We start from the raw sequence: 20,907 nt of genomic DNA, 5'->3' as shown, positions 1-20,907 counted from the left end.
CGCTCCCTTGCCGCCATCGATTAAGTCCCTAGGTGTGAACTGGTAGGAGTGAAAGGGGCTGGTGTTTGACAAGGCGTGAGACAGCTCAGGAAGCAGCCGTGACGAATGAGAGCCGTGCGCTGTGGTTCGAAGGGCCAGGGCGCTGCATGCTGCGTTCCGAAGCCCTTCCTGCGGAAGCGGGAGGCGAAGCCACGGTTCGTACGCTTTTCAGCGGCATCAGCCGCGGTACCGAATCCCTCGTCTTCGAAGGACGCGTGCCGGAAAGCGAGTATGAGCGCATGCGGGCGCCTCATCAGGCTGGCCGGTTCCCTTTTCCCGTCAAATACGGATACGCCGCCGTGGGTGTCGTGGAGGCGGGACCTGACTCTTTGGTGGGAAGGCCTGTCTTCTGTCTTCATCCACATCAGGATCGGTTTCGCGTACCATCCGGTTCCGTCCACACCCTGCCGGAGGATCTTCCGCCCGAACGGGCTGTCCTTGCCGCCAATATGGAAACCGCTCTCAATATCATTTGGGACGCGAGGATCCAGCCGGGTGATCGGGTTGCCGTCTTCGGCGCCGGCGTTGTCGGGCTGATGGTTGCCTATCTGGCATCGCGGATCATCGGCACCGAAACGATGGTTTGCGACATAATCGAGGACCGTTTGGAAGCCGCGAGAATTTTGGGCGTCCGCTTCACCCTGCCGGATTCCGTCCCTGAAGATTGCGATGTATTGATCAACGCGTCCGCCTCCGACGTAGCGCTTGCCGCCGCCCTCGATCATGCCGGCTGTGAAGCCCGTATCGTCGAGGCTAGCTGGTATGGCGGGCAATCCGCGCAAATCCCCCTGGGCGGCGCTTTCCACGCCCGGCGGCTTTCTATCGTCAGCTCCCAGGTCGGTACGTTGCCGCCGGACCACCGCCCTCGCTGGAATGCTGGACGGCGAATGGCGAAGACCCTTCAGCTCCTTGCCGACGGCAAACTCGATTGCCTGATTTCGGGAGAAACCGCCTTCCAGACATTGGCTGACGATTATGCACGCATAATCGGCTCTCCCGCCACACTCTGCCACCGCATTCGCTTTTGAGGAAATCTCATGTTCGCCGTCGAAGTCCGTGATCACGTCATGATCGCGCATAGCCTTCCCCGCCCGGTTTTCGGGCCTGCACAAGGCCTGCACGGGGCCACCTTCGTGGTCGATGCCGCCTTTTTTACCGAAGACCTCGACGAAAATGGACTGGCCGTCGATATCGGACTGGCCATTGATGTTCTGAAAGAGGTCCTCGCGCCGCTGAACTATCAGAATCTGGACACGCTCGAGATATTCTCAGGCCGGATAACGACGACGGAATTTCTCGCGAAGCACATTTTCGACCGTATCGCCGCGGCGATCGGCAAAGGTCGATTGGGGAGAGATGGTGGGCGCATTCGCAAGCTGCGGGTTATGCTACACGAATCCCACATGGCTCGAGGCTGGTATGAGGCGGAATTGTGAACCGAGATATCGTCTTTGCTTACCCTGGGGATATTGAAACCCGCACTGGCGGATACGGCTACGACCGGCGCGTCATCGCATCGCTTGCCGAACGCGGTTGGAATATTCAGCTGGTTTCGCTTGGCGAGGGTTTCCCAAATCCTGGCAGCGCCCAACTCTCCGATGCAGGACAGCTTCTTTCGGACACGTGTCGGGACGGAAGCCTTGTCCTTGTCGATGGGCTTGCCTTCGGGGTCATGGACCAATGGGCGGCACGAGAGGCTGGCAGGCTTAAGATACTGGCCCTTGTACATCACCCCTTGGCTCTGGAAACGGGGCTCAGCGAGGTGAGGCAACAGGAGTTGAAAGCACGGGAGGCGGCCGCGCTTGCGCATACGCATGGGGTGATCGTCACCTCCCACGCCACCGCTGCGGAACTCGCGGCGAACTACCAGGTACCATTCGAAAAGATCGCGGTGGCCACCCCGGGGGTCGATCCAGCGCCCCTCGCAGTCGGTGGGGGCGACCCGCCGCTGATCCTTAGCATCGGCACCCTGACCCGCCGCAAGGGCCACGACGTGCTGATCTGCGCGCTCGAAAAGATCCAGGGCCTGCCTTGGATCTGCCGCATCGTCGGAAGCAAGACCCTCGATCCAGGCGTCACGGTGGCACTGGAACGACAGGTCGCCCAGTCGGGCCTGGGCGATCGGATCGACTTTGCCGGCCAGTTGGACGACGTACGCGGCGAGCTCGCCAAAGCCGACATTTTTGCGCTCGCCAGCCGGTATGAGGGCTATGGCATGGTCTTTGCCGAAGCGCTCGCACAAGGCCTGCCCATTGTCGGCTGCGCAGCCGGTGCGGTTCCGGATGTCGTGCCGGAAAGCGCCGGCTTCCTTGTACCTCCGGATGATCCGGAGACTTTTGCTGCCGCATTGCGCCGACTGTTGCAGGAACCCGAGACGCGCATTGCCATGGCGGACGCCGCTGCGATTGCGGGCGCAAGTTTGCCGTCCTGGAAAGACACGGCCACAGTCATATCCGACTATCTGGAGGCGGTGCAGTGACCGGCTTCGGCAAGACATGGCTTGCCTTGCGGGAGCCGGTAGACGTCCGCTCCCGCGATCAGGCCTTGCTGGCCGGAGCGATCGAAGCCGTCAGGAACACAAACAGGGACGGCATTCTCGACATCGGATGCGGCACCGGTTCGACTTTTCGCACCCTTTCACCCAAGATAGGCGGAAACTGCCGCTGGAGGCTGTTCGATCACGATCCGCAACTGCTGGATGAGGCCCGACGCCGCCACCTGGGCGAAGCGGAGTTCCTCTGCGGAGATCTGAACGATCTGGAAGCACTGCCGCTTGCCGATGTTGGTCTGGTGACGGCGTCGGCGCTTTTTGATCTCTGTTCCGAACGATACATCCTGGCATTTGTCGAAAAGATTTCTGAAGTCGGCGCCTGCCTCTATGCCGCATTAAATTATGACGGCGAGATGCACTGGTCGACAACACATGCCCTCGATGAGGCGATCATGGAGAGTTTCAATGCCCATCAGTTGAGTAACAAGGGATTCGGCCTATCGCTCGGACCGACGGCGTGGCAAACACTGTCGGAATGCCTGCGAAAAAGAGGCTATTCGGTCAAGACTGCCGCATCGCCTTGGATCATGACAGCGGCCGACGCGGAGCTGCAACGGCTCTTTCTCGATGGAATAATCCGCGCAGTTCACGAATATGGCCTGCTCGATGCAGCTGAGGTCGATGACTGGGCAGAATTCCGGACCGCGATGATCGATCGGCGGGAATGTTCATGCCGTGTCGGCCATCAGGATATCCTCGCAATCCGGTAATGCCGCCGCCCGCTGGGCTTCGACACGTAGATTGCAGTCGAAAACGATATCGGTGCCGATGTTGTACACTTGAACTTCAGGACGGCGCGCCTGAGAAAGCCGATCGATTGGCGTGAGCCGGATACCTGCCGGCCCCGAGCCGATAATGATAGGTGAGACGGAAACATGCAGCCGATCGACCAATTGCGCGTCGATGAAGCGCGAGATCGTGTTTGCCCCTCCTTCGACCAGCACGGAGGTAAGGTCTCGCTCGGTGAGGGCCGCAAGAATATCGCGGGGCGACAGGCTGCCATCCGCTTGTCGTGGCAATGAGATCAGCTCATGCCCGCCATTGCGGCGTGCCACGTCGTCCGCCTGTATGACGATAACTGGCATCCCGCCGTCGTTCAGCATCTTGGCGCGGCGGGGCATGCGTCCGTTGCAATCCACCACGACACGCACAGGACTCTTTCCGGGTGCGACGCGAACGGAAAGGCTCGGATCATCCGCCACCACCGTTCCGACGCCGACGACGACGGCATCAACCAGGGCGCGACAACGGTGCAGATGGGCGATCCCGTCGGATCCTGAAACATCCTGGGCGTCCCCCATCGGAGTTGCGATTCGGCCATCGAGCGATTGGCCGACTTGTGCCAAGACGAATTGCCCACTCCGCCGGGCGATCGGGGCGTAAAGGGGCAGACAGGAGACGTCGGCATCCGGGGAAAGCACGCGAGGCCCGATCAGGCCCTCGCGAAGCGAGAGCAGATGCTGCCACATCTCGTCGGTTACTCTGACTGATTGCATCCATCGCCTCGTTAGCCGGCCGGAAACTGGAAATGCCGCGACGAAAAAGAAGTTCCGTTGCCTATGCTATATAGGTTTAGCGCATCCCAAGAAACTCACCTTGTGGATACTCCCAAGACCCGTCAACCCGGAGGATGCGGGTCCGGGGCGGCCGGATCTGAGTCCGATTACCCCTTCGCCATAAGGCTTAGCCTCATCTCATTGCCTTACTCGCCTCACGGGGCTTACCCAGTTATCAGATGATCAATGCGCGAAAGCGACACTGATCCTCTGAACCTGGGGCATCATCTGATGATTGCGATAGGACGCTTCGCCAAGATTTCCAACCCCTTGATATCGATCGCGATTCTGGCGCTCGCTTTTGCGATGCTTTACGCGGTTGGGATACAGGGCGTGATGAAGGCCGGGCCAATCGGCGACGACTTCATGGTTTTCTATCGTGCGGGAGGCCTGTTCCTTCAAGGCGGCGATCCGTGGCTCGCGCTCATGAATAGCCCGCAGCCTTATTCCTACCCGCCACACTCACTCTCGATTATTGTCGCGTTTGGCCTTCTTCCGCAATCTATCGCCCTTGCCCTTCATATTGCGATCTGCTTGGGCGCCATTGCGGCCATGTGCTACTGCGCCAACCAATGGTTTCTGAACATAAAGAGCTTCAGAAGCATGACCATTGCACAAGCCTTGGCGCTGGCTCTGATCATCGGCAACCCCTACACTGCAACCAGCTTGTACCAGGGACAGATGACATTGCCGGTCATGGCTGCACTGTTGTTATCCTGGCATTTCCGGCAAAAGGACCGATGGGTGACGGCGGGCGTTTTTCTTGCTTTTGCCACCCTGAAACCACAGCTTTCCGTTCTCTACGTCATCTGGCTGCTCATGTCGGCGAATATCGGAATGGTTCTGGTAGGCGGCTCGCTCGCCGGCCTCATGACCCTCCCCGGCGCACTGCTCCTTGGCCCGTTGAAACCATTCGAAAGCTGGCTGACCTCACTTGGCGGCTATTCGCACGTTTCCATCAATGCACCGGGCTCGCCCTTCGTCGTCGGCATGGAAAGCCTTCTCGTCGCGCACGGGCTCGAGCCGGACCGCCTGTGGCTGATCCTGCTGTGCCTCGCGGGGACGGCGCTTCTATTCAGGTACCGGCGCCATCTCGACCAGACGGTCATCTTGCACGCACTGCTCGTGCTTTCATTCACGTTTCTCTATGCGCACGACTACGACTATGTCGCGGTCATCCTGCTCTGGAGCTACGGGATGATGATGGTCCTCCATAGCGCCAGCTTTGCAAAATTGAGCCTTTACGCCATTTTGGCGCTCGGCTTCTTCATACCGCAGAGATTGCTTCGCGATATCGACATTCCGCTCATCGTCCATTCACGCACATTGATCCTCGCAGCGCTTTGCCTGGCGGTAATCGTCTGGAGCAACGAGATCAGTCGCACTGCAGCTCCCAACAAGCGTTATTCCTCCGTCGCAGCCTGATCTGTCGCAGTCGTTGGCAACGATCTCGAATCAATTCTCCAAGAGCCGTTGTACGGCCTCCCATTTCGGATGGCTCGCACCCTCGATCTCCAGCAGCCCCCAGCTTCCCCATTTGCTGGGTTCGCCCATAGAGGCAAAAACCGCGTACAGATCGCCGCCGGCCGCCCACCAGTTCTGGATATGCCGAATGTAGAGCTCCCCCATACGGGGATCCCTGTTGGCGGCGATAAACAGATCCGTCAGCTTTTCGTTGTTTTCGGCGCCGCCGAAACCGACGAGGTGCTGGCCCCCTTCATAGGCATAAAGTTTCACGCCATGCTCTCGCGCGATTTCCGCCTGAGTTTCGATGGATCTCTTGTTTTCCGTCTCGATTTCCTTTGCCAACTCGAAGAAGATCCGGCTGAGCGGCCAGGTGGAGACTTCGTCCGCCTGCTCCGGCGCTCCAAGTCCGCCGCCGAAATAGGGGGCGATGGCCAGCACATCCGCGTGTTTCTCCACCCCTTTCCAGGACATTATGGTCGTGCTCGTCCAATCGTTCGCCGCCTGGGCGCAATAAACGCCGATGATCCGATGCCTGTCGGCACCGAACACATCTTCCCATCTCGAGATGATCTGCGTCGCGCGATGGGCATAATATCGAAGCTGTGCTTGGTAGCCGTCGTTCGAAAAGCCGAGCGCCAGCCCTTGTTTTCCCGCATAGTCCGCCTGATCGAACATCGTATTCCAGACCTCATTGGAATATTCGACATGCACGTTCAAACTAGGATCGAGATCCTTGCGGACCTGCTCGGCGAAGCGCTGAACATAATCGTCATCGGCAAGATGCGGCATGTTGAACCAGGGATCGATTTTCACCTCATTACAGAGTTCGATCATGTATTCGAGCGGAACCCCGAGATCAGAGCGACCGAATTGTCCGGGTCGCGGCCTGTCGTTCCAGCTCCGCACCTTGGAATTGTTGGTGCCCATCCAGTCCATGAAGCGCAGGGCGGACATGCCCTTGAGCCTCTGCAGAAACGGCTCTCTGAACCTGCTTTTCGGTATCGGGCCGCGCTCGTAGACCCTAATGTTGCGAATCGGATCCGCAGGGTCGGTTTCCAATATACGGCCGGTAAAGGCGTCCGGCTTCCTCAGATTCCTGACATCGTCGCGTCCGGGAAACCGGGCCTCGAGTTCGCCGCCACCGACATAGGTCATTCGGCCCTTCCCGTCATAGTGGACCGAAAGCTCGACAGGCAGGTGCTTGCGATGCTCGGTGAATATCAGGAAACTATCCATCACCGACCCCTCTGGCACTACGGTCGGGTATCCGTCTTCCGTCATCGGAGGCAGCGGCGTGTCCCAGGTGAAGGGCGCGTCCTTGATCTGGACCCGCCAGCGCGCCGCATTGTGGGCAAGATTGGAAAAGGGCTGTTCCGCGGCCCAATAGGACATGCCGCTTATATTCAGGGCCAAGCGGCCGGGTGATGGAGCGGCCGCAAGTGCCGGACCGCTGCTCGAACTGCCGAGAAAGGGCGTGATGGCGGCACTCGACAACAGTTGCAGCAGCGTGCGACGGTTCACCTGGCTCTCCTTGAAAGCGGACCTGCTGCTGTCTCGGCTTGAAACTTGCGGCCATCGCATCGAAAGCCATACGCGCATCGCCGGCAAGCAGCCCAAAAGGCGGCGCCGGACCCTTCAATCGGATACGCGTCTATATCTTTTGCATAGGCCGAGGCGAGTGGTATCGAGAGTTCGACCCGACCATCGAACGACTGCAAGCTGCAGCTTATTCATTGGCGGGCGAAGTAGAAAATGGCGGAGAGGGTGGGATTCGAACCCACGATACGGTTGCCCGTATGCCGCATTTCGAGTGCGGTGCTTTCGACCACTCAGCCACCTCTCCGCTTGAGCATGATGACGCGTTGGTCAGCGCGGGCTGTCTCATAGCGATGAAACTTCGGACTGGCAAGGGGCCAATATCAAGAGAAGCCAAGCTTTTATCTTGACAGTTTTTTGTCTCTCGCGTATGCCCGCACCCGATCAGGCGTGGAAAAGATTCCATGCCTCTTTGTTTGTGAGGAAGCCGTCCGGCATCCGACCAGACCTCACCGGCAGACGGATCGAAAGATTTCTCTTTGGAACCTCTGCTAGAACCGACTGACAAAAAGACGGCCATCCTTAATCGGGATAGAGCCGGACCGAACATGAAAGGATAAAAAATGTTCGCAGTCATCAAGACCGGCGGTAAGCAGTACCGCGTAGCAGCCAATGACGTGCTTACCATCGAAAAGCTGGAAGCCGAAGCTGGCGCAGTTGTAGAATTCAACGAAGTCCTGATCATCGGCGAAGGCGCCGATGCCAAGATCGGCGCCCCGTTCGTCAAGGGTGCGACGGTCAAGGCCGAAGTGGTCGAGCAGAACCGTGGCAAGAAGGTCCTTTCCTTCAAGAAGCGTCGCCGCCAGAATTCCAAGCGGATTCGGGGCCATCGCCAGCATCACACGGTCGTCCGCATCACGGACATCCTCGGTTAATCAGGTTTCGAAGGGTAAAGGAGAACTCCAATGGCACATAAAAAAGCTGGCGGTTCGTCGCGCAACGGTCGCGATTCTCAGTCCAAGCGCCTTGGCGTGAAGAAGTTCGGCGGCGAAGCCGTCATTCCGGGCAACATTATCGTACGCCAGCGCGGCACGCAGTGGCATCCGGGTCAGAACGTCGGCCTCGGCAAGGACCACACCATTTTTGCACTTACGGCAGGCAACGTGAATTACCGTACGAAGGCCAATGGCCGAGTATACGTGTCTGTAATGCCGAAAGCCGAAGCAGCAGAATAAAGCCGGTAAGCGTTTCAAGCAGCCGGTGTCACATCGACCCGGCTGAACGTCCAAGGTTCAGTAAGAAAAAGGGAAGATGGGACACCACCATCTTCCCTTTTCTTTTACCCCCAGCAGGAGGACTGAACATGCAAGGCGAACTATTGAGGGCGAGCCAATCCCGGCCGCCAGAGGAACGGTTAAGACCTGATCGGTCGAGAAGCGATTGCCCCGTCTTACTGTCGCAGAGACTGGTTCTGCGCGCACCCCACGAAGAAGACATCGACGCACTTGCCCATCTCGCCAACAATGCGAATATCGCGACCATGGTGTCGCGTATGCCGCATCCCTATACGGCAAAAGACGCTGCCGATTTCGTGCGACGCACGAAAGCCGGCGAGATCGGCAAATGCGTCTACGCCATTACGCGAGGTGATAACGGCGCCTTCCTCGGTTGCTGCGCATTGGAACCCCACCAGGACGAACGGACGCTGGAGATCGGCTATTGGCTGGGTGAGCCTCATTGGAACAGAGGTTATGCCACGGAAGCCGCACATATCCTGATCGACATGGCCTTTCGCACCCGCAACCACATCGACTACATCGATGCCCGTTGCCGGGTCACCAACATTGCCTCCAAGCGGGTGATCCAGAAATGTGGATTCCAGTTTCAGGGGACCGGCATGATCGATTGCATGGCCCTTGGCGGCATGGTCGCCGTCGAATGGTTCCGGCTCGACCGCAAAACCTGGATGTCGTTGAGAAGCTGGGGAGAACTGCGATGAACGCCGCCGTTCTTCAAAAGCCCGCTCCGCTGGCGACATTGCCGGGACCTTGCCCGGTTATCACGACGGAGCGGCTGCTGTTGCGGCCGCACCGGATTGCGGACGCAACGGCCATCGCGGAATCGCTTTCCGACTTCAAGGTGAGCCGCATGTTGTCACGCGTACCCCAGCCATATGATCGGCAGGATGCGCTGGACTGGCTCGTGCCGCAGACATCGGGCATTCTGCCTGACTGGACGCTGGCCGTCACGACGGGCGACGATGTCCATATCGGCGTCGTGGCCATCGAACTGCGAACCGGCGGATGGCATCTCGGATACTGGCTGAACCGCTTTTACTGGGACCGCGGCTACATGACCGAAGCTGCCGCGGCCGTGCTGGAGCGGTTTTTCCGGCGGATGCCTGACGCAACGCTCCATTCCGGAGCGTTTGCGGACAACCTCGCATCGCTGCACGTCCAGAAGAAGCTGGGCTTCCGGATCGCCGATGCAGACGAAATCTTCTGCCTGTCGCGCAACCGCATGGTGCCTCACATCGAGACCATCCTGGTGGCGGAGGATTTCCGCCGCCCTGGCCGACCGTGAAGCCCGAAACCAGGAGATCCGGCGGAAAACCGCCGGATCTCAATCGACCTCAATCCAGAGCGGAAAGTGGTCTGATCCGAGCGCGTTGTGATCCACCCAGGCATTTTTCAGCCGCGGCGCCAGTCCAGAATTCACGAAGCAATGATCCAAATGCATCTTGACCGGCCCATCACCAGGCGGCTTTGCCCAGGTGAAACTTTGCGGCGACAGGAGCCCGAGGCGATCCAGTACGTCGACAGGCTCATTGGCGCGCAGGCTTCGGCTGTAATAGCGATCCTGCCGCCCCACCATGGCGATATATTCGGGCGATTCCGGCTCCATGTTGAAGTCGCCCATCAGAATGAAATCCTCCGGCAGGGGCGGGTCCGGAAAACCCTCTTCCGCCGCGCCGGTCAAGCCCCCGCCTTCGGCGACGAAATTGAGGACCCGGTCCTTCAGATAACGGATCTGGCTCAGCCGCTCATCCGGAGAAACGTGATCGAGATGTACGGAATAGACGCGTACCGGACCATCGGGCGCAGCGATGACGGCTTCCAGCGCGCCCCGCTGCAGGTTGAGCTTGTCGATGGTACGGCTGCGCGGCAGGAGCAGATGACGCGTGGCAAGGATCGGCCAGCGCGACAGGATCATGTTGCCGAACTGAAAACGGCGTTCGATGCGGCGACCGTTCTCGACGGAGATGTCCAGCAACACGTCGCAGGGCGCGGCGTAGACGTGGAAGTAGTCGGAGAAAAGCTCGGCAAAGGAGGCGACGAGATCGGCGTGATTGTTCTTTACGAAACCCCGCGTCACCTCCTGAAGCGCAATGATGTCGGCGCCTTCAATGCTCTTTGCGATGCGGCCGAGATCAAACCTGCCATCCATTCCGATCCCGTATTGGATGTTATAGCTCACGAACTTCATGATAATCTTTGACCTCCGCCCCAACCGGCGATATCGAAACCCACCGGATGCCCATCGTGAAACGAGGCTCCGACTAACACAAGATAGACGGCAGTAAGATGAAATTTCTCGACGAGGCAAAAGTCTACATACGCTCCGGCGACGGCGGCGGGGGTGCAGTCTCGTTCCGGCGGGAAAAATTCATCGAGTTCGGCGGACCGGATGGCGGGGACGGCGGACGCGGTGGCGATGTGTGGGTGGAGGCCGTGAACGGCCTCAACACGCTGATCGACTTCCGTTTCCAGCAGCATTTCAAGGCGCAGACCGGTACGCACGGAATGGGGCGCAACCGCACCGGCGCCAATGGCGCGGACGTGACGCTGAAAGTCCCGGTGGGAACTCAGATTTTCGAGGAAGACAACGAAACTCTGATTATCGATCTTACGAAAGAGGGGCAGCGGTTCCGGCTCGCCAAGGGCGGCAATGGCGGTTTCGGCAACACCCATTTCAAAACCTCGACGAACCAAGCGCCGAACTGGGCCAATCCCGGTCTGGAAGGGGTGGAAAAGACCATCTGGCTGCGGCTGAAACTGATCGCCGACGCAGGCCTGGTCGGGCTGCCTAACGCCGGAAAGTCGACATTCCTAGCCTCCGTGAGCCGGGCTCGCCCGAAGATCGCCAACTATCCGTTTACGACGCTGCATCCCAACCTCGGCGTCGCCACCATCGACGGCCGGGAATTCATCCTCGCCGACATTCCAGGCCTGATCGAAGGTGCCCATGAGGGTGTTGGCATCGGCGACCGCTTCCTCGGCCACGTCGAACGCACACGGGTGCTTCTGCATCTGGTCTCCGCCGTCGAAGAAAAGGTCGGTAAATCTTACAAGACGGTGAAACACGAACTCGAAGCCTATGGCGGCGGCCTGATCGACAAGCCAGTCATCGTGGCTCTTTCGCAAATCGACGTGCTCGACGACAAGGAATTGAAGAAGAAGGCGAAGGAGTTGGAAAAGGCGTGCGGCCAGACGCCGTTCCTGATCTCCGCTGTCACGGGCCAAGGTATGACCGAAGTGCTGCGTGCACTGCGGGACGTGATCGTCGAAGCAAGCGAGGGCAACGAAACGGCACTTCCCGACCGATCCGTACCCATCCAGGATTTCGATGAAGAGGGTGGTCAATGACCGCAGCACGCCGGCCTCTCGCAAGCCACCGCCGCATTGTCATCAAGATCGGCTCGGCTCTTCTGGTGGACCGGAAGACCGGCCTCCGGGCGCAGTGGCTCGACGCAATCTGCGCGGATATCGCGGCGCTGAAAGGCAAAGGCATCGACGTTCTGGTGGTCTCCTCCGGCGCGATTGCGATGGGCCGGACGGTGCTCGACCTGCCGGCAGGAGCGCTGAAGCTGGAGGAAAGCCAGGCAGCGGCGGCAGTCGGCCAGATCGCGCTTGCTCGCGCCTGGTCCGAAAGCCTTTCTCGGGATGGCATCGTAGCAGGCCAGATCCTGCTGACCCTGGGCGACACCGAAGAGCGCCGCCGATACTTGAATGCCCGCGCAACAATCAACCAGCTCCTGAAGATCGGTGCGGTGCCGATCATCAACGAAAACGATACGGTCGCCACGACGGAAATCCGCTATGGTGACAACGACCGTCTCGCCGCACGCGTCGCAACCATGACCAGCGCGGATCTTCTCATCCTCCTTTCGGATATCGACGGGCTCTATACGGCGCCGCCGCATCTCGACCCGGAGGCAAGATTCCTGGATATCATTCCGGCAATCACGCCGGAGATCGAAGCGATGGCAGGCGGCGCGGCTTCCGAGCTTTCCCGCGGCGGTATGCGCACAAAGATCGATGCGGGCAAGATCGCGACCGGCGCCGGCTGCGCCATGATCATCGCATCCGGCAAAACAGACCATCCTTTGCGCGCCGTCGAGGAGGGCGCCCGCTCTTCCTGGTTCGCGCCTTCCGGCACACCGGTCACGGCGCGTAAAACGTGGATAGCGGGGCAACTCCAGCCGGCCGGCGAACTTTTCGTCGATGAAGGCGCTGAAAATGCGCTGGGGACGGGAAAGAGTCTGTTGCCTGCCGGGGTGCGCCGCATCGAGGGCAATTTCCACCGCGGCGATACGGTCGCGATCGTCGGAATGGACGGGCGCGAGATCGCGCGTGGACTGGCCAGTTACGATGCCGAGGAGGCGCGCCAGATCATCGGCCGAAAGTCCGGAGAGATCGAAGCAATTCTCGGTTATGCCGGCCGCGCTGCGATGGTTCACCGCGATGACCTCGTCATGACCGCCTCCGCCCGACGGAAAACAAAAAAAGACCTCAAGGAGGACGCCGCCCATGCTTGAGAAGGTCATTGCAGCAGACGGTGTTGCCGCTGTCATGGACGAGATTGGCCGTAACGCCAAGGTCGCCGCACGCGAACTCGCAACGGCTTCGACCGAGACAAAGAACAAAGCTCTGAACGCTATGGCGGATGCGATCGTCGCCGCCAGGGACAAAATTCTCGCGGCCAATGCCGCCGACCTGAAGAATGTCGAAGGCAAAGGCCTTCTGCCATCCTTCATCGACCGGCTAACCTTGACGGACAAGGCCGTTGACGGCATGGCCGATGCGTTGCGGGAAATTGCAGAATTCAAGGATCCGGTCGGCGAAGTCATTGCCGCCTGGGATCGGCCGAATGGCCTCCATATCGAGCGTGTCCGTACTCCGCTCGGAGTCATCGGGGTCATTTATGAAAGCCGGCCCAATGTAACGGCCGATGCCGGCGCACTCTGCCTGAAGGCCGGTAATGCCGTGATCCTTCGGGGTGGATCCGATTCCCGCCACTCATCGCAAGCTATTCATGAATGCCTCGTCGCCGGCCTGAAAACCGCAGGCCTTCCACAGCATGCAATTCAGATCGTGCCCACCCCGGATCGCGCCGCCGTGGGCGCAATGCTTTCCGGCCTCAATGGCGCAATCGACGTCATCGTCCCCCGTGGAGGAAAAAACCTCGTCGCTCGGGTGCAGAACGAGGCGCGCGTGCCGGTCTTTGCTCATCTGGAAGGTCTCTGCCATATCTACGTGGACGCCTCCGCAGATGTGGAAATGGCCAAGGAAATCGTCGTCAATGCCAAGATGCGCCGTACCGGGGTTTGCGGTGCCGCGGAAACCTTGCTGATCGATAGCGCGGCCATCGGCACGCATCTGATGCCAATTCTTCAGGAGCTGACCGCGGCAGGCTGCGAGATTCGCGCTTCCGCAGCAGTGCTGAAGGTTTTCCCGGGTTTGAAGCCCGCGACGGAAGAAGATTGGCGCACGGAATATCTCGACTCGGTAATTTCCGTCGCCATCGTCGATGGAATTGCCGGTGCGATTCGTCACATCAACACCTATTCATCCAGCCACACGGAGGCTGTGATCGCTGAGGATCCGGAAGTGGTCGAACGCTTCTTCAACGAGATTGATTCGGCGATCCTCATCCACAATGCCTCGACGCAGTTTGCCGACGGCGGTGAGTTCGGCATGGGTGGCGAGATCGGCATTTCGACTGGCAAAATGCACGCCCGTGGCCCTGTCGGCGTCGAGCAGCTGACCTCTTTCAAATACCGGGTGCATGGCACCGGCCAGATTCGGCCCTGACGTGACCGAACCGGCTGTCGATTCCCGTTATCTTGCCTTGCCGCATGTGGAGCGTGGCATGGTGGTGGGCTTGTTCGGCGGTTCGTTCAATCCCCCGCATGAGGGCCATCTGCTGGTCGCGGAGATAGCCCTCCGGCGTCTTGGCCTCGATCAGCTCTGGTGGATGATAACTCCTGGCAATCCCTTGAAGAGCCGGGCTCAGCTTGCCTCGCTGCCGGACCGGCTCTCCATGAGTGAAAGACTGATCCATGATCCTCGCATCAAGGTGACTGCGTTCGAAAAAACCCTCGGCGGCGCCTATACGGCAGATACCCTGGCATTCGTGAAGGCGCGGAGGCCGCATGTGCATTTCGTCTGGATCATGGGCGCAGACAGCTTGAAGACCTTCCATCGCTGGCAGAAATGGCAAGAGATTGCCTCTACGTTCCCGATCGCGGTCATCGACCGGCCCGGCGCCACCCTGTCGTTTCTGTCGTCCAAGATGGCTCGTACCTTCCACTATGCCCGTGTCGATGAAGACGATGCCGGCACGCTCTGGAAAAGGAAAGCACCTGCCTGGACCTTCATCCATGGCCCCCGCTCGGCGTTGAGTTCCACTGCGATCCGCGACACCAGCGGCCAGAAAGCGAGCTAGAATAGCCAGGATGCGCGGCCATTGGGCATGGTTCTACATCTTATGATCACCTTTTCAGCATCTCCCTTGAAAGATTAACCATTCGATGCCACTTTTTATATTGCGGCCGAGTGCGACTCGGATTCGCTGAAAGTGCATGTTGCTGTTACCGGAAGAAAGGACAAACCCTGACAACAGTACACGCCAAGGGAAAGACGGCTTCCGTCCTCCCGAAGAGCCTGGAACGTGGCGCCGATGCTGCTGCCCGCGCTCTCGAACTGGTCCTCGCAAGCCTCGAGGACTCCAAAGCTGAAGATATCGTCACCATCAACATTGCTGGAAAATCAGCGCTCGGAGACTACATGGTCGTCGTCTCCGGACGATCGACCCGCCATGTCACGGCGATTTCCGATCACCTGATTTCCGACTTGAAAGACGAGGGCCTGGGAACCGCTCGCGTCGAAGGACTGGAGACCGGCGACTGGGTGCTGATTGACACCGGCGACATCATCATCCATGTGTTCCGCCCGGAAATCCGAGAGTTCTACAACATCGAAAAGATGTGGGCCGCTCCGGATATCGAGGAAGGTGCACTGCTGCACTGACGGCTTCAGTTAGGCTTGAATCCGTCAGGGTCGGGTTGAAATTCAAGGCGGGGCGCATGCTCGTCGCCTGAAAGTGGTTTCGACCGTCAAAACCAACGGATCAGGACATGCGGATAAGCCTTTTTGCCGTGGGACGGTTGAAAGCCGGACCGGAAAAGGACCTTGCGTCCCGGTATCTCGACCGCTTGGCCAAGGCCGGCCCAGCGGTAGGGCTGGAACTGTCTAAACTGGTCGAGGTCCAGGAAAGCCGCGCCGCAAATGCCGAGACCCGCAAGCGCGAGGAAGCGAGCCTGCTGGAAAAGGCCCTTCCCGAGGGCGCGGTGCTCCTTCTTCTGGACGAACGGGGCAAGGCCCTCGACAGCGAGGCTTTTGCCGAACTTGTCGGCCGCTATCGTGATAACGGCAAGCGCGACGTGATGATTGCAATCGGCGGCGCCGACGGGCTTGATGCCGATCTGCGCCAACGCGCAGACATGGTGCTCAACCTCGGATCGATGACCTGGCCGCATCAACTCGTTAGAATCTTGATCGCCGAACAGCTCTATCGAGCCGTGACCATCCTCTCCGGCCATCCTTATCACCGAGTGTGAACGTTTCATTTACCTTCGAACACGATGTTGTTTGTGGTCCTGTCCGGCAAATCAGCTTACGCTTTCCCGATCGGACTATCGCAGCGAAGATGAGGAAGGGAAGCATGATATCGAATCGGCACATGCTGCTTCTTGCGGCCGCCCTCGGTATCACCCTGGCTTTTTCACATCCTCTTTCCGTTCCTGCGCATGCGCAGGATTTTGATGCATCCGCGCCGCCTTCGGAAGCGCAGCCCATTGCCGTCGACCCCACCGCCGATCTCCAGCGCCGCCGAAACGAGACCCGAGGTGAACTTGAGGTTCTGGCCAAGAACATGAAGCTGTCGACCGAACGGGCCGCAGCGATCGAAAAAAATATCGCGGAAACCAGAAAGAACAGCGCCGACATCCGCCAGGCGCTTATAGATTCCGCCGCACGGCGCAAGAGCCTGGAAACCGGGATTCTGAACAGCGAAAAGAAGATTGCGGAGCTCAAAGTCAGGGAAGATCGCATCCGTGCCTCTCTGCGCGGCCGCCGCGCCGTTCTGGCGGAGGTTCTGGCTGCGCTGCAGAGGATGGGGCGCAACCCGCCTCCGGCACTTCTGGTGACACCGGATGACGCGCTGGCGTCGGTACGAAGCGCTATCCTGCTCGGTGCGGTCGTGCCGGGAATGCGCCATGAGGCGGATAAGCTCGTTGCCGACCTTCAATCGCTTGCCTCTTTGCAGGCGGCGACCCTTTCGGAGAAGACCAATGTTTCCGATACGATCGCCGAAAGCCTTGAGGAGGAGCGGCGGATGGACCTTCTGTTGGCGGAAAACGAAAAATTGAACAAGCGCAACGCCGCCGATCTCGATGCGGAGCGCCGTCGCTCGGAGGAACTGGCTGGTCGCGCCAATTCGCTCGAAGGCCTTATTCAATCGCTCGAGGGCGAGATCGCTTCGGTGCGCGATGCGATTGACAGAGCCCGGGCGGAAGAGGAGCGGCAGCGCATGCTGTCGGAGGCCGAGCGCGAAAGGGCAAAACGGCTGGCCGAAAGCGGCGTGCCCGACAAAAACCGCATTGCGCCCGCATACGCGTTTTCGAGCCTCAAACAGAAGCTGGAGCTTCCGGTCGCCGGCGATGTACTGCGCTGGTTCGGCGACGCCGACGGGACGGGACATACGGCAAGAGGCCTGACTATCGCTTCGAATCCCGATGCAGTGGTAACCGCACCGGCCGACGGCCTCGTGGTTTTTGCTGGCGCCTTCCGAAGCTATGGGCAGACGATCATCCTTAATGCCGGAGATGGATACCATCTGGTTCTGACCGGCATGGACGAAGTGAATGCACGGCAGGGCAAATTCGTGTTCGCAGGCGAGCCCATTGCCGTGATGGGTGAAAAAAGAGTGGCAAGCGCAACGGCATTGGCGCTGGAAACAGATCGTCCAACGCTTTACATTGAATTCCGAAAGGACGGCACTCCGGTCGATTCCAGACCGTGGTGGACCGCGAAAGAAACTGGAAGGGCACGAAATGATTCGTAGGGCTTCTCTTGTCATCGTCGGTGCACTCATGGGTGCGACCGCGATGAGCGTGATTTATTCGGCCGGGGTGCCGGCGCAAGCTGCCGGCCCTTCGACCTACCGGGAATTGTCGATTTTTGGCGATGTTTTTGAGCGCGTTCGTGCCCAGTACGTTACGCCGCCGGACGAGGAGAAACTGGTCGAAAACGCCATCAACGGCATGCTGACCTCGCTCGACCCCCATTCGAGCTTCATGAACGCCAGGGACGCCGAGGACATGCGCACGCAGACGCGTGGCGAGTTTGGCGGCCTCGGCATCGAGGTCACCATGGAAAACGAGCTCGTCAAGGTTATCGCTCCGATTGACGATACTCCGGCTTCACGTGCCGGCATTCTGTCAGGCGACTTCATTTCCGAGATCGATGGCCAGCCGGTGCGCGGCCTCAAGCTCGAAGAAGCCGTCGAGAAGATGCGTGGCGCGGTCAATACTCCGATCAAGCTCACTGTCATCCGACAGGGTGCCGATAAACCGCTCGACATCACGGTCGTCCGCGACATCATTGCCGTGCGCGCTGTCAAGTCTCGGGTTGAAGGCGGCGACGTGGGCTATCTCAGGGTCATCTCGTTCACCGAGAAGACCTATGACGACCTCGAGAAGGCGATCAAGAAGATCAAGGCGGATGTGCCGGCCGACAAGCTTAAAGGTTATGTTCTCGATTTGCGCCTCAACCCGGGCGGCCTTCTCGATCAGGCGATCAACGTATCGGATGCCTTCCTGGAGCGTGGGGAGGTGGTGTCGACCCGCGGCCGCAACGCCGACGAGACCCGCCGCTTCAATGCAGGTCCGGGAGACCTGACGGACGGCAAGCCGGTAATCGTTCTCGTTAACGGCGGCTCGGCATCCGCCTCGGAAATCGTCGCCGGCGCCTTGCAGGATCTGAAGCGTGCGACGGTGCTCGGCACCCGCTCCTTCGGCAAGGGTTCGGTGCAGACCATCATACCCCTTGGCGACGCAGGTGCGCTGCGGCTGACCACGGCCCTTTATTACACGCCGTCCGGCAAGTCGATCCAGGGTACCGGCATCGCTCCGGACATCAAGGTCGAGCAGCCGCTGCCGGCGGAGCTCCAGGGCAAGGTGCGCGCGGAAGGCGAGTCGAGCCTGCGTGGACATATCCAGGGGGCTGCCGAAACCGAGGAAGGTTCCGGCTCGGTTGCCTACGTGCCGCCGGAAGCCAAGGATGATATCCAGCTGAACTACGCCATGGACCTGCTTCATGGGACAAAGACGGATGCATCATTCCCGCCGAGCCCGGACAAGGCCGCCGCAAACGTAAAGAAGTGACAATATCGAAACCGGCCGGTGCTGCGTCGAAGAGAGGCAATTCTGGCCGGTCTCGCTTACCCAGAGCTATGATGCGGGACTGAAATTGGGCACCGATCTTCACGCTCCGCTCGGGCAGAACCGGCCGGCCGCAAAGCCGCGGGCGAGGCGGTTTTCCGCAGTCTCCGTATTTGCTTTCCTGGCCGTGTCGTGTGTGCTCGGCCTCTCGATCTATGGTATGCGTGGCGACGCGGCGCTGAAGCAGGTCGCCACGACCACACCCTCAAAGCCGCCGGCAGCCCCGTCACCTTCCGCCGATGCCGAAGGACCTGCCGCTTTGCCGTCCTCCGCCATGCCACGCTCGAATCCGAATTCCGGCGCCAATATTGAGCGGACATTGACCGACGACGGATCGGTCGTCACGAAATACACGCCCCGCCCGCGAGATGGCGGCGGCCCGGTGCTGCTCGATGCGCAGCGCATCGGCCAGGATCCGCGCGTGGCCGCCCAGCCCAATGAGATGCTGCTTGAGGAATCGCCGCACGGCCGTCTGCCTGTCGTTGGTCCGGACGGCTTGCGGCCGATGGACCAATATGCACGGCCCTGGTCGGGCGCACGAGGGACGCGGATCGCAATCGTCGTCGGCGGCCTCGGTCTCAGCCAGACCGGGACGCAGCGGGCGATCCAGCAATTGCCAGCGGGAGTGACCTTTGCTTTCGCCGCCAGCGGCAACAGCTTGCAGCGCTGGATGCAGGAGGCTCGCCGGAGTGGCCACGAAATCCTGATCCAGGTGCCCTTCGAGCCGTTCGACTATCCGACAAACGATCCCGGCCCAGGCACCTTGTTGACCAAAACCTCGGCCAAACAGAATCTTGAGCGATTGCACGAGGCGATGGGCAAGATTACCAATTATACAGGCATCATGAACTATCTTGGAGGCCGTTATCTCGCAGACACCGATGCCTTGGAACCCGTTCTGCGTGACATTTCAAAACGCGGCCTGCTGTTCGTCGATGACGGCACATCCGGTCAGTCGAAGACCGCAGTCATCGCCAAGGCGATCGATTTGCCGCACGCTTTTGGTGATCTCACTCTCGATGGGCAGTTGCAGTCCGATGCGATCCTCAAGAAGCTGGATGAATTGGAGCGGATCGCTGCGCGTAATGGCAAGGCGGTCGGCATTGCGTCAGCTTTCGATGAAAGCATCGACGCCATAAGGAAGTGGAGTGAAGAGGCGTCGCAACGCGGGATTGAGGTCGTCGGCGTCTCGACGCTGGCGAGCGAAAGTGTTGCACCCTGATGGAGTTGAGCCGCAAATGAGCAGCAAGGACAAACGCGCGATCCGCGCCGAGGACCTTCCTTACCGGCCATGCGTCGGAATCATGGTTCTGAACCGCGATGGTTTGGTTTGGGCGGGCCGCCGGATCAGCGAAGGCAATAGCGAGTTCGACGGGTCGCCGCAGCTGTGGCAGATGCCGCAAGGCGGGATCGACAAGGGCGAGAATCCACTCCCCGCTGCCTATCGCGAGCTTTACGAGGAGACAGGGATTCGCTCGGTCACTTTGCTGGCGCAGTCCAGCGACTGGATCAATTATGACCTGCCACCACATCTCATCGGCATCGGGTTGAAAGGCAAATATCGCGGCCAGACGCAGCGCTGGTTCGCCTTTCGCTTCGACGGGGACGAAAGCGAAATTGCCATCAATCCACCGCCGGGGGGCCATGCGCCTGAGTTTGACGCCTGGGAATGGAAGCCGATGGTCGACCTCCCGGAATTGATCGTGCCCTTCAAACGCAATGTCTACGAACAGGTCGTGGCTGAATTTGCTCATCTTGCAAGAACAGCAGCTTGAAGCATTTCGCGCAAAAGCGTGCAGCGGTTCTGCGATAACGGCATGCGATAGAACAAGGATTTAAAGCGCAGCAAGCGAATCCGAAGGATCGCGGCACGCTTTAAGGGACCCGCGGGATCCGAGCGTTTCTATTCTGGAAGAGAACAAGGCCGTCCTATTGATCAAAGAAATGCCCGGCGGAGCGGTGCTCGCCGGGCT

General features: G+C 59.7%; 22 protein-coding genes and 1 tRNA gene. 19 read left to right on the top strand and 4 right to left on the bottom strand.

Annotated elements, in window-relative coordinates:
* Positions 1-98 precede the first annotated feature (98 nt).
* From EDE09_RS14165 to EDE09_RS14150, 4 genes are read left to right on the top strand one after another with little or no spacing between them, the layout of a single operon-like run.
* A complete protein-coding gene (locus EDE09_RS14165; RefSeq protein WP_245505139.1) occupies positions 99-1,067 on the top strand; it encodes a zinc-binding alcohol dehydrogenase in 969 nt (322 codons plus the stop codon).
* A 9-nt stretch (positions 1,068-1,076) separates the two neighbouring features.
* Positions 1,077-1,475: a 6-carboxytetrahydropterin synthase gene (locus tag EDE09_RS14160; RefSeq protein WP_132411106.1), complete on the top strand. Its 399-nt coding sequence runs from the start codon at positions 1,077-1,079 to the stop codon at positions 1,473-1,475.
* Positions 1,472-2,518 (top strand): glycosyltransferase family 4 protein, encoded by a 1,047-nt coding sequence (locus EDE09_RS14155; RefSeq protein WP_132411104.1) that lies wholly within the window; start codon positions 1,472-1,474, stop codon positions 2,516-2,518. Before EDE09_RS14160 ends, EDE09_RS14155 begins: the two co-directional genes overlap by 4 nt.
* Complete coding sequence (locus tag EDE09_RS14150) at positions 2,515-3,300, top strand: class I SAM-dependent methyltransferase (protein ID WP_165924174.1); 786 nt, start codon at positions 2,515-2,517, stop codon at positions 3,298-3,300. Before EDE09_RS14155 ends, EDE09_RS14150 begins: the two co-directional genes overlap by 4 nt.
* Here EDE09_RS14150 and EDE09_RS14145 read toward each other — a convergent pair.
* The gene (locus EDE09_RS14145; protein WP_132411100.1) at positions 3,259-4,086 is read right to left on the bottom strand and encodes a RibD family protein; all 828 of its coding nucleotides are present in this window, start codon (positions 4,084-4,086) and stop codon (positions 3,259-3,261) included. The two genes, EDE09_RS14150 and EDE09_RS14145, sit on opposite strands and share 42 nt — an antisense overlap.
* A 246-nt stretch (positions 4,087-4,332) precedes the next feature.
* Between EDE09_RS14145 and EDE09_RS14140 the strand changes: the two genes are divergently transcribed.
* On the top strand, positions 4,333-5,571 hold the full coding sequence (locus EDE09_RS14140; protein WP_132411098.1) for a glycosyltransferase family 87 protein: 1,239 nt from the start codon (positions 4,333-4,335) through the stop codon (positions 5,569-5,571).
* Between the two features lie 30 nt (positions 5,572-5,601).
* On the opposite strand, the gene EDE09_RS14135 is transcribed toward EDE09_RS14140, so the two are convergent.
* Positions 5,602-7,134, bottom strand: coding sequence for a hypothetical protein (locus EDE09_RS14135; protein ID WP_245505138.1), 1,533 nt, complete (start codon positions 7,132-7,134; stop codon positions 5,602-5,604).
* Between the two features lie 232 nt (positions 7,135-7,366).
* Positions 7,367-7,456 (bottom strand) — tRNA-Ser (locus EDE09_RS14130).
* Positions 7,457-7,772: 316 nt separating this feature from the next.
* Here EDE09_RS14130 and rplU point away from each other — a divergent pair.
* The 4 genes from rplU (at position 7,773) to EDE09_RS14110 (ending at position 9,732) form a co-directional block, all read left to right on the top strand.
* Positions 7,773-8,084 carry a 50S ribosomal protein L21 gene (gene rplU, locus EDE09_RS14125; protein WP_105372152.1) on the top strand — a complete coding sequence of 104 codons (312 nt, stop codon included), beginning with the start codon at positions 7,773-7,775 and terminating at the stop codon, positions 8,082-8,084.
* Between the two features lie 30 nt (positions 8,085-8,114).
* Positions 8,115-8,384, top strand: a complete 270-nt coding sequence (gene rpmA / locus EDE09_RS14120) for a 50S ribosomal protein L27 (RefSeq protein WP_105372153.1) — start codon at positions 8,115-8,117, stop codon at positions 8,382-8,384.
* Between the two features lie 128 nt (positions 8,385-8,512).
* Entirely contained in the window at positions 8,513-9,148 is a 636-nt protein-coding gene (locus tag EDE09_RS14115) for a GNAT family protein (RefSeq protein WP_105372154.1), read from the top strand.
* The gene (locus EDE09_RS14110; RefSeq protein ID WP_132411096.1) at positions 9,145-9,732 is read left to right on the top strand and encodes a GNAT family N-acetyltransferase; all 588 of its coding nucleotides are present in this window, start codon (positions 9,145-9,147) and stop codon (positions 9,730-9,732) included. Before EDE09_RS14115 ends, EDE09_RS14110 begins: the two co-directional genes overlap by 4 nt.
* A gap of 39 nt (positions 9,733-9,771) precedes the next feature.
* Here EDE09_RS14110 and EDE09_RS14105 read toward each other — a convergent pair whose 3' ends face one another.
* Positions 9,772-10,635 carry an endonuclease/exonuclease/phosphatase family protein gene (locus EDE09_RS14105; protein WP_132411094.1) on the bottom strand — a complete coding sequence of 288 codons (864 nt, stop codon included), beginning with the start codon at positions 10,633-10,635 and terminating at the stop codon, positions 9,772-9,774.
* A 98-nt stretch (positions 10,636-10,733) separates the two neighbouring features.
* On the opposite strand from EDE09_RS14105, the gene obgE reads away from it, so the two are divergent.
* The 10 genes from obgE to EDE09_RS14055 all read left to right on the top strand — a co-directional run bounded on the left by obgE (position 10,734) and on the right by EDE09_RS14055 (position 20,709).
* Complete coding sequence (obgE, locus tag EDE09_RS14100; RefSeq protein WP_132411092.1) at positions 10,734-11,795, top strand: GTPase ObgE; 1,062 nt, start codon at positions 10,734-10,736, stop codon at positions 11,793-11,795.
* Complete coding sequence (proB, locus tag EDE09_RS14095; protein ID WP_132411090.1) at positions 11,792-12,967, top strand: glutamate 5-kinase; 1,176 nt, start codon at positions 11,792-11,794, stop codon at positions 12,965-12,967. The genes obgE and proB overlap by 4 nt, the downstream gene beginning before the upstream one ends.
* Entirely contained in the window at positions 12,960-14,243 is a 1,284-nt protein-coding gene (locus EDE09_RS14090; protein ID WP_132411088.1) for a glutamate-5-semialdehyde dehydrogenase, read from the top strand. The genes proB and EDE09_RS14090 overlap by 8 nt, the downstream gene beginning before the upstream one ends.
* Positions 14,218-14,877: a nicotinate-nucleotide adenylyltransferase gene (locus EDE09_RS14085; RefSeq protein WP_207914843.1), complete on the top strand. Its 660-nt coding sequence runs from the start codon at positions 14,218-14,220 to the stop codon at positions 14,875-14,877. The genes EDE09_RS14090 and EDE09_RS14085 overlap by 26 nt, the downstream gene beginning before the upstream one ends.
* 110 nt (positions 14,878-14,987) lie before the next feature.
* Positions 14,988-15,461 (top strand): ribosome silencing factor, encoded by a 474-nt coding sequence (gene rsfS, locus EDE09_RS14080; protein WP_112737256.1) that lies wholly within the window; start codon positions 14,988-14,990, stop codon positions 15,459-15,461.
* A gap of 107 nt (positions 15,462-15,568) precedes the next feature.
* On the top strand, positions 15,569-16,051 hold the full coding sequence (gene rlmH, locus EDE09_RS14075) for a 23S rRNA (pseudouridine(1915)-N(3))-methyltransferase RlmH (RefSeq protein ID WP_132411086.1): 483 nt from the start codon (positions 15,569-15,571) through the stop codon (positions 16,049-16,051).
* 122 nt (positions 16,052-16,173) lie between these two features.
* Positions 16,174-17,556 (top strand): murein hydrolase activator EnvC, encoded by a 1,383-nt coding sequence (locus EDE09_RS14070; RefSeq protein WP_132411214.1) that lies wholly within the window; start codon positions 16,174-16,176, stop codon positions 17,554-17,556.
* Positions 17,546-18,877: a S41 family peptidase gene (locus tag EDE09_RS14065; RefSeq protein ID WP_105372162.1), complete on the top strand. Its 1,332-nt coding sequence runs from the start codon at positions 17,546-17,548 to the stop codon at positions 18,875-18,877. Before EDE09_RS14070 ends, EDE09_RS14065 begins: the two co-directional genes overlap by 11 nt.
* 85 nt (positions 18,878-18,962) lie before the next feature.
* Positions 18,963-20,156, top strand: a complete 1,194-nt coding sequence (locus EDE09_RS14060) for a divergent polysaccharide deacetylase family protein (RefSeq protein WP_132411084.1) — start codon at positions 18,963-18,965, stop codon at positions 20,154-20,156.
* A 16-nt stretch (positions 20,157-20,172) separates the two neighbouring features.
* Positions 20,173-20,709 (top strand): RNA pyrophosphohydrolase, encoded by a 537-nt coding sequence (locus EDE09_RS14055; protein WP_132411212.1) that lies wholly within the window; start codon positions 20,173-20,175, stop codon positions 20,707-20,709.
* Positions 20,710-20,907: the final 198 nt, after the last annotated feature.

This window comes from Neorhizobium sp. S3-V5DH, from assembly GCF_004343065.1.
Taxonomy (GTDB): Bacteria; Pseudomonadota; Alphaproteobacteria; order Rhizobiales; family Rhizobiaceae; genus Neorhizobium; species Neorhizobium huautlense.
The sequence above is the reverse complement of the archived record's forward strand: the minus strand, read 5'-3'. Positions and strand labels throughout refer to the sequence as shown.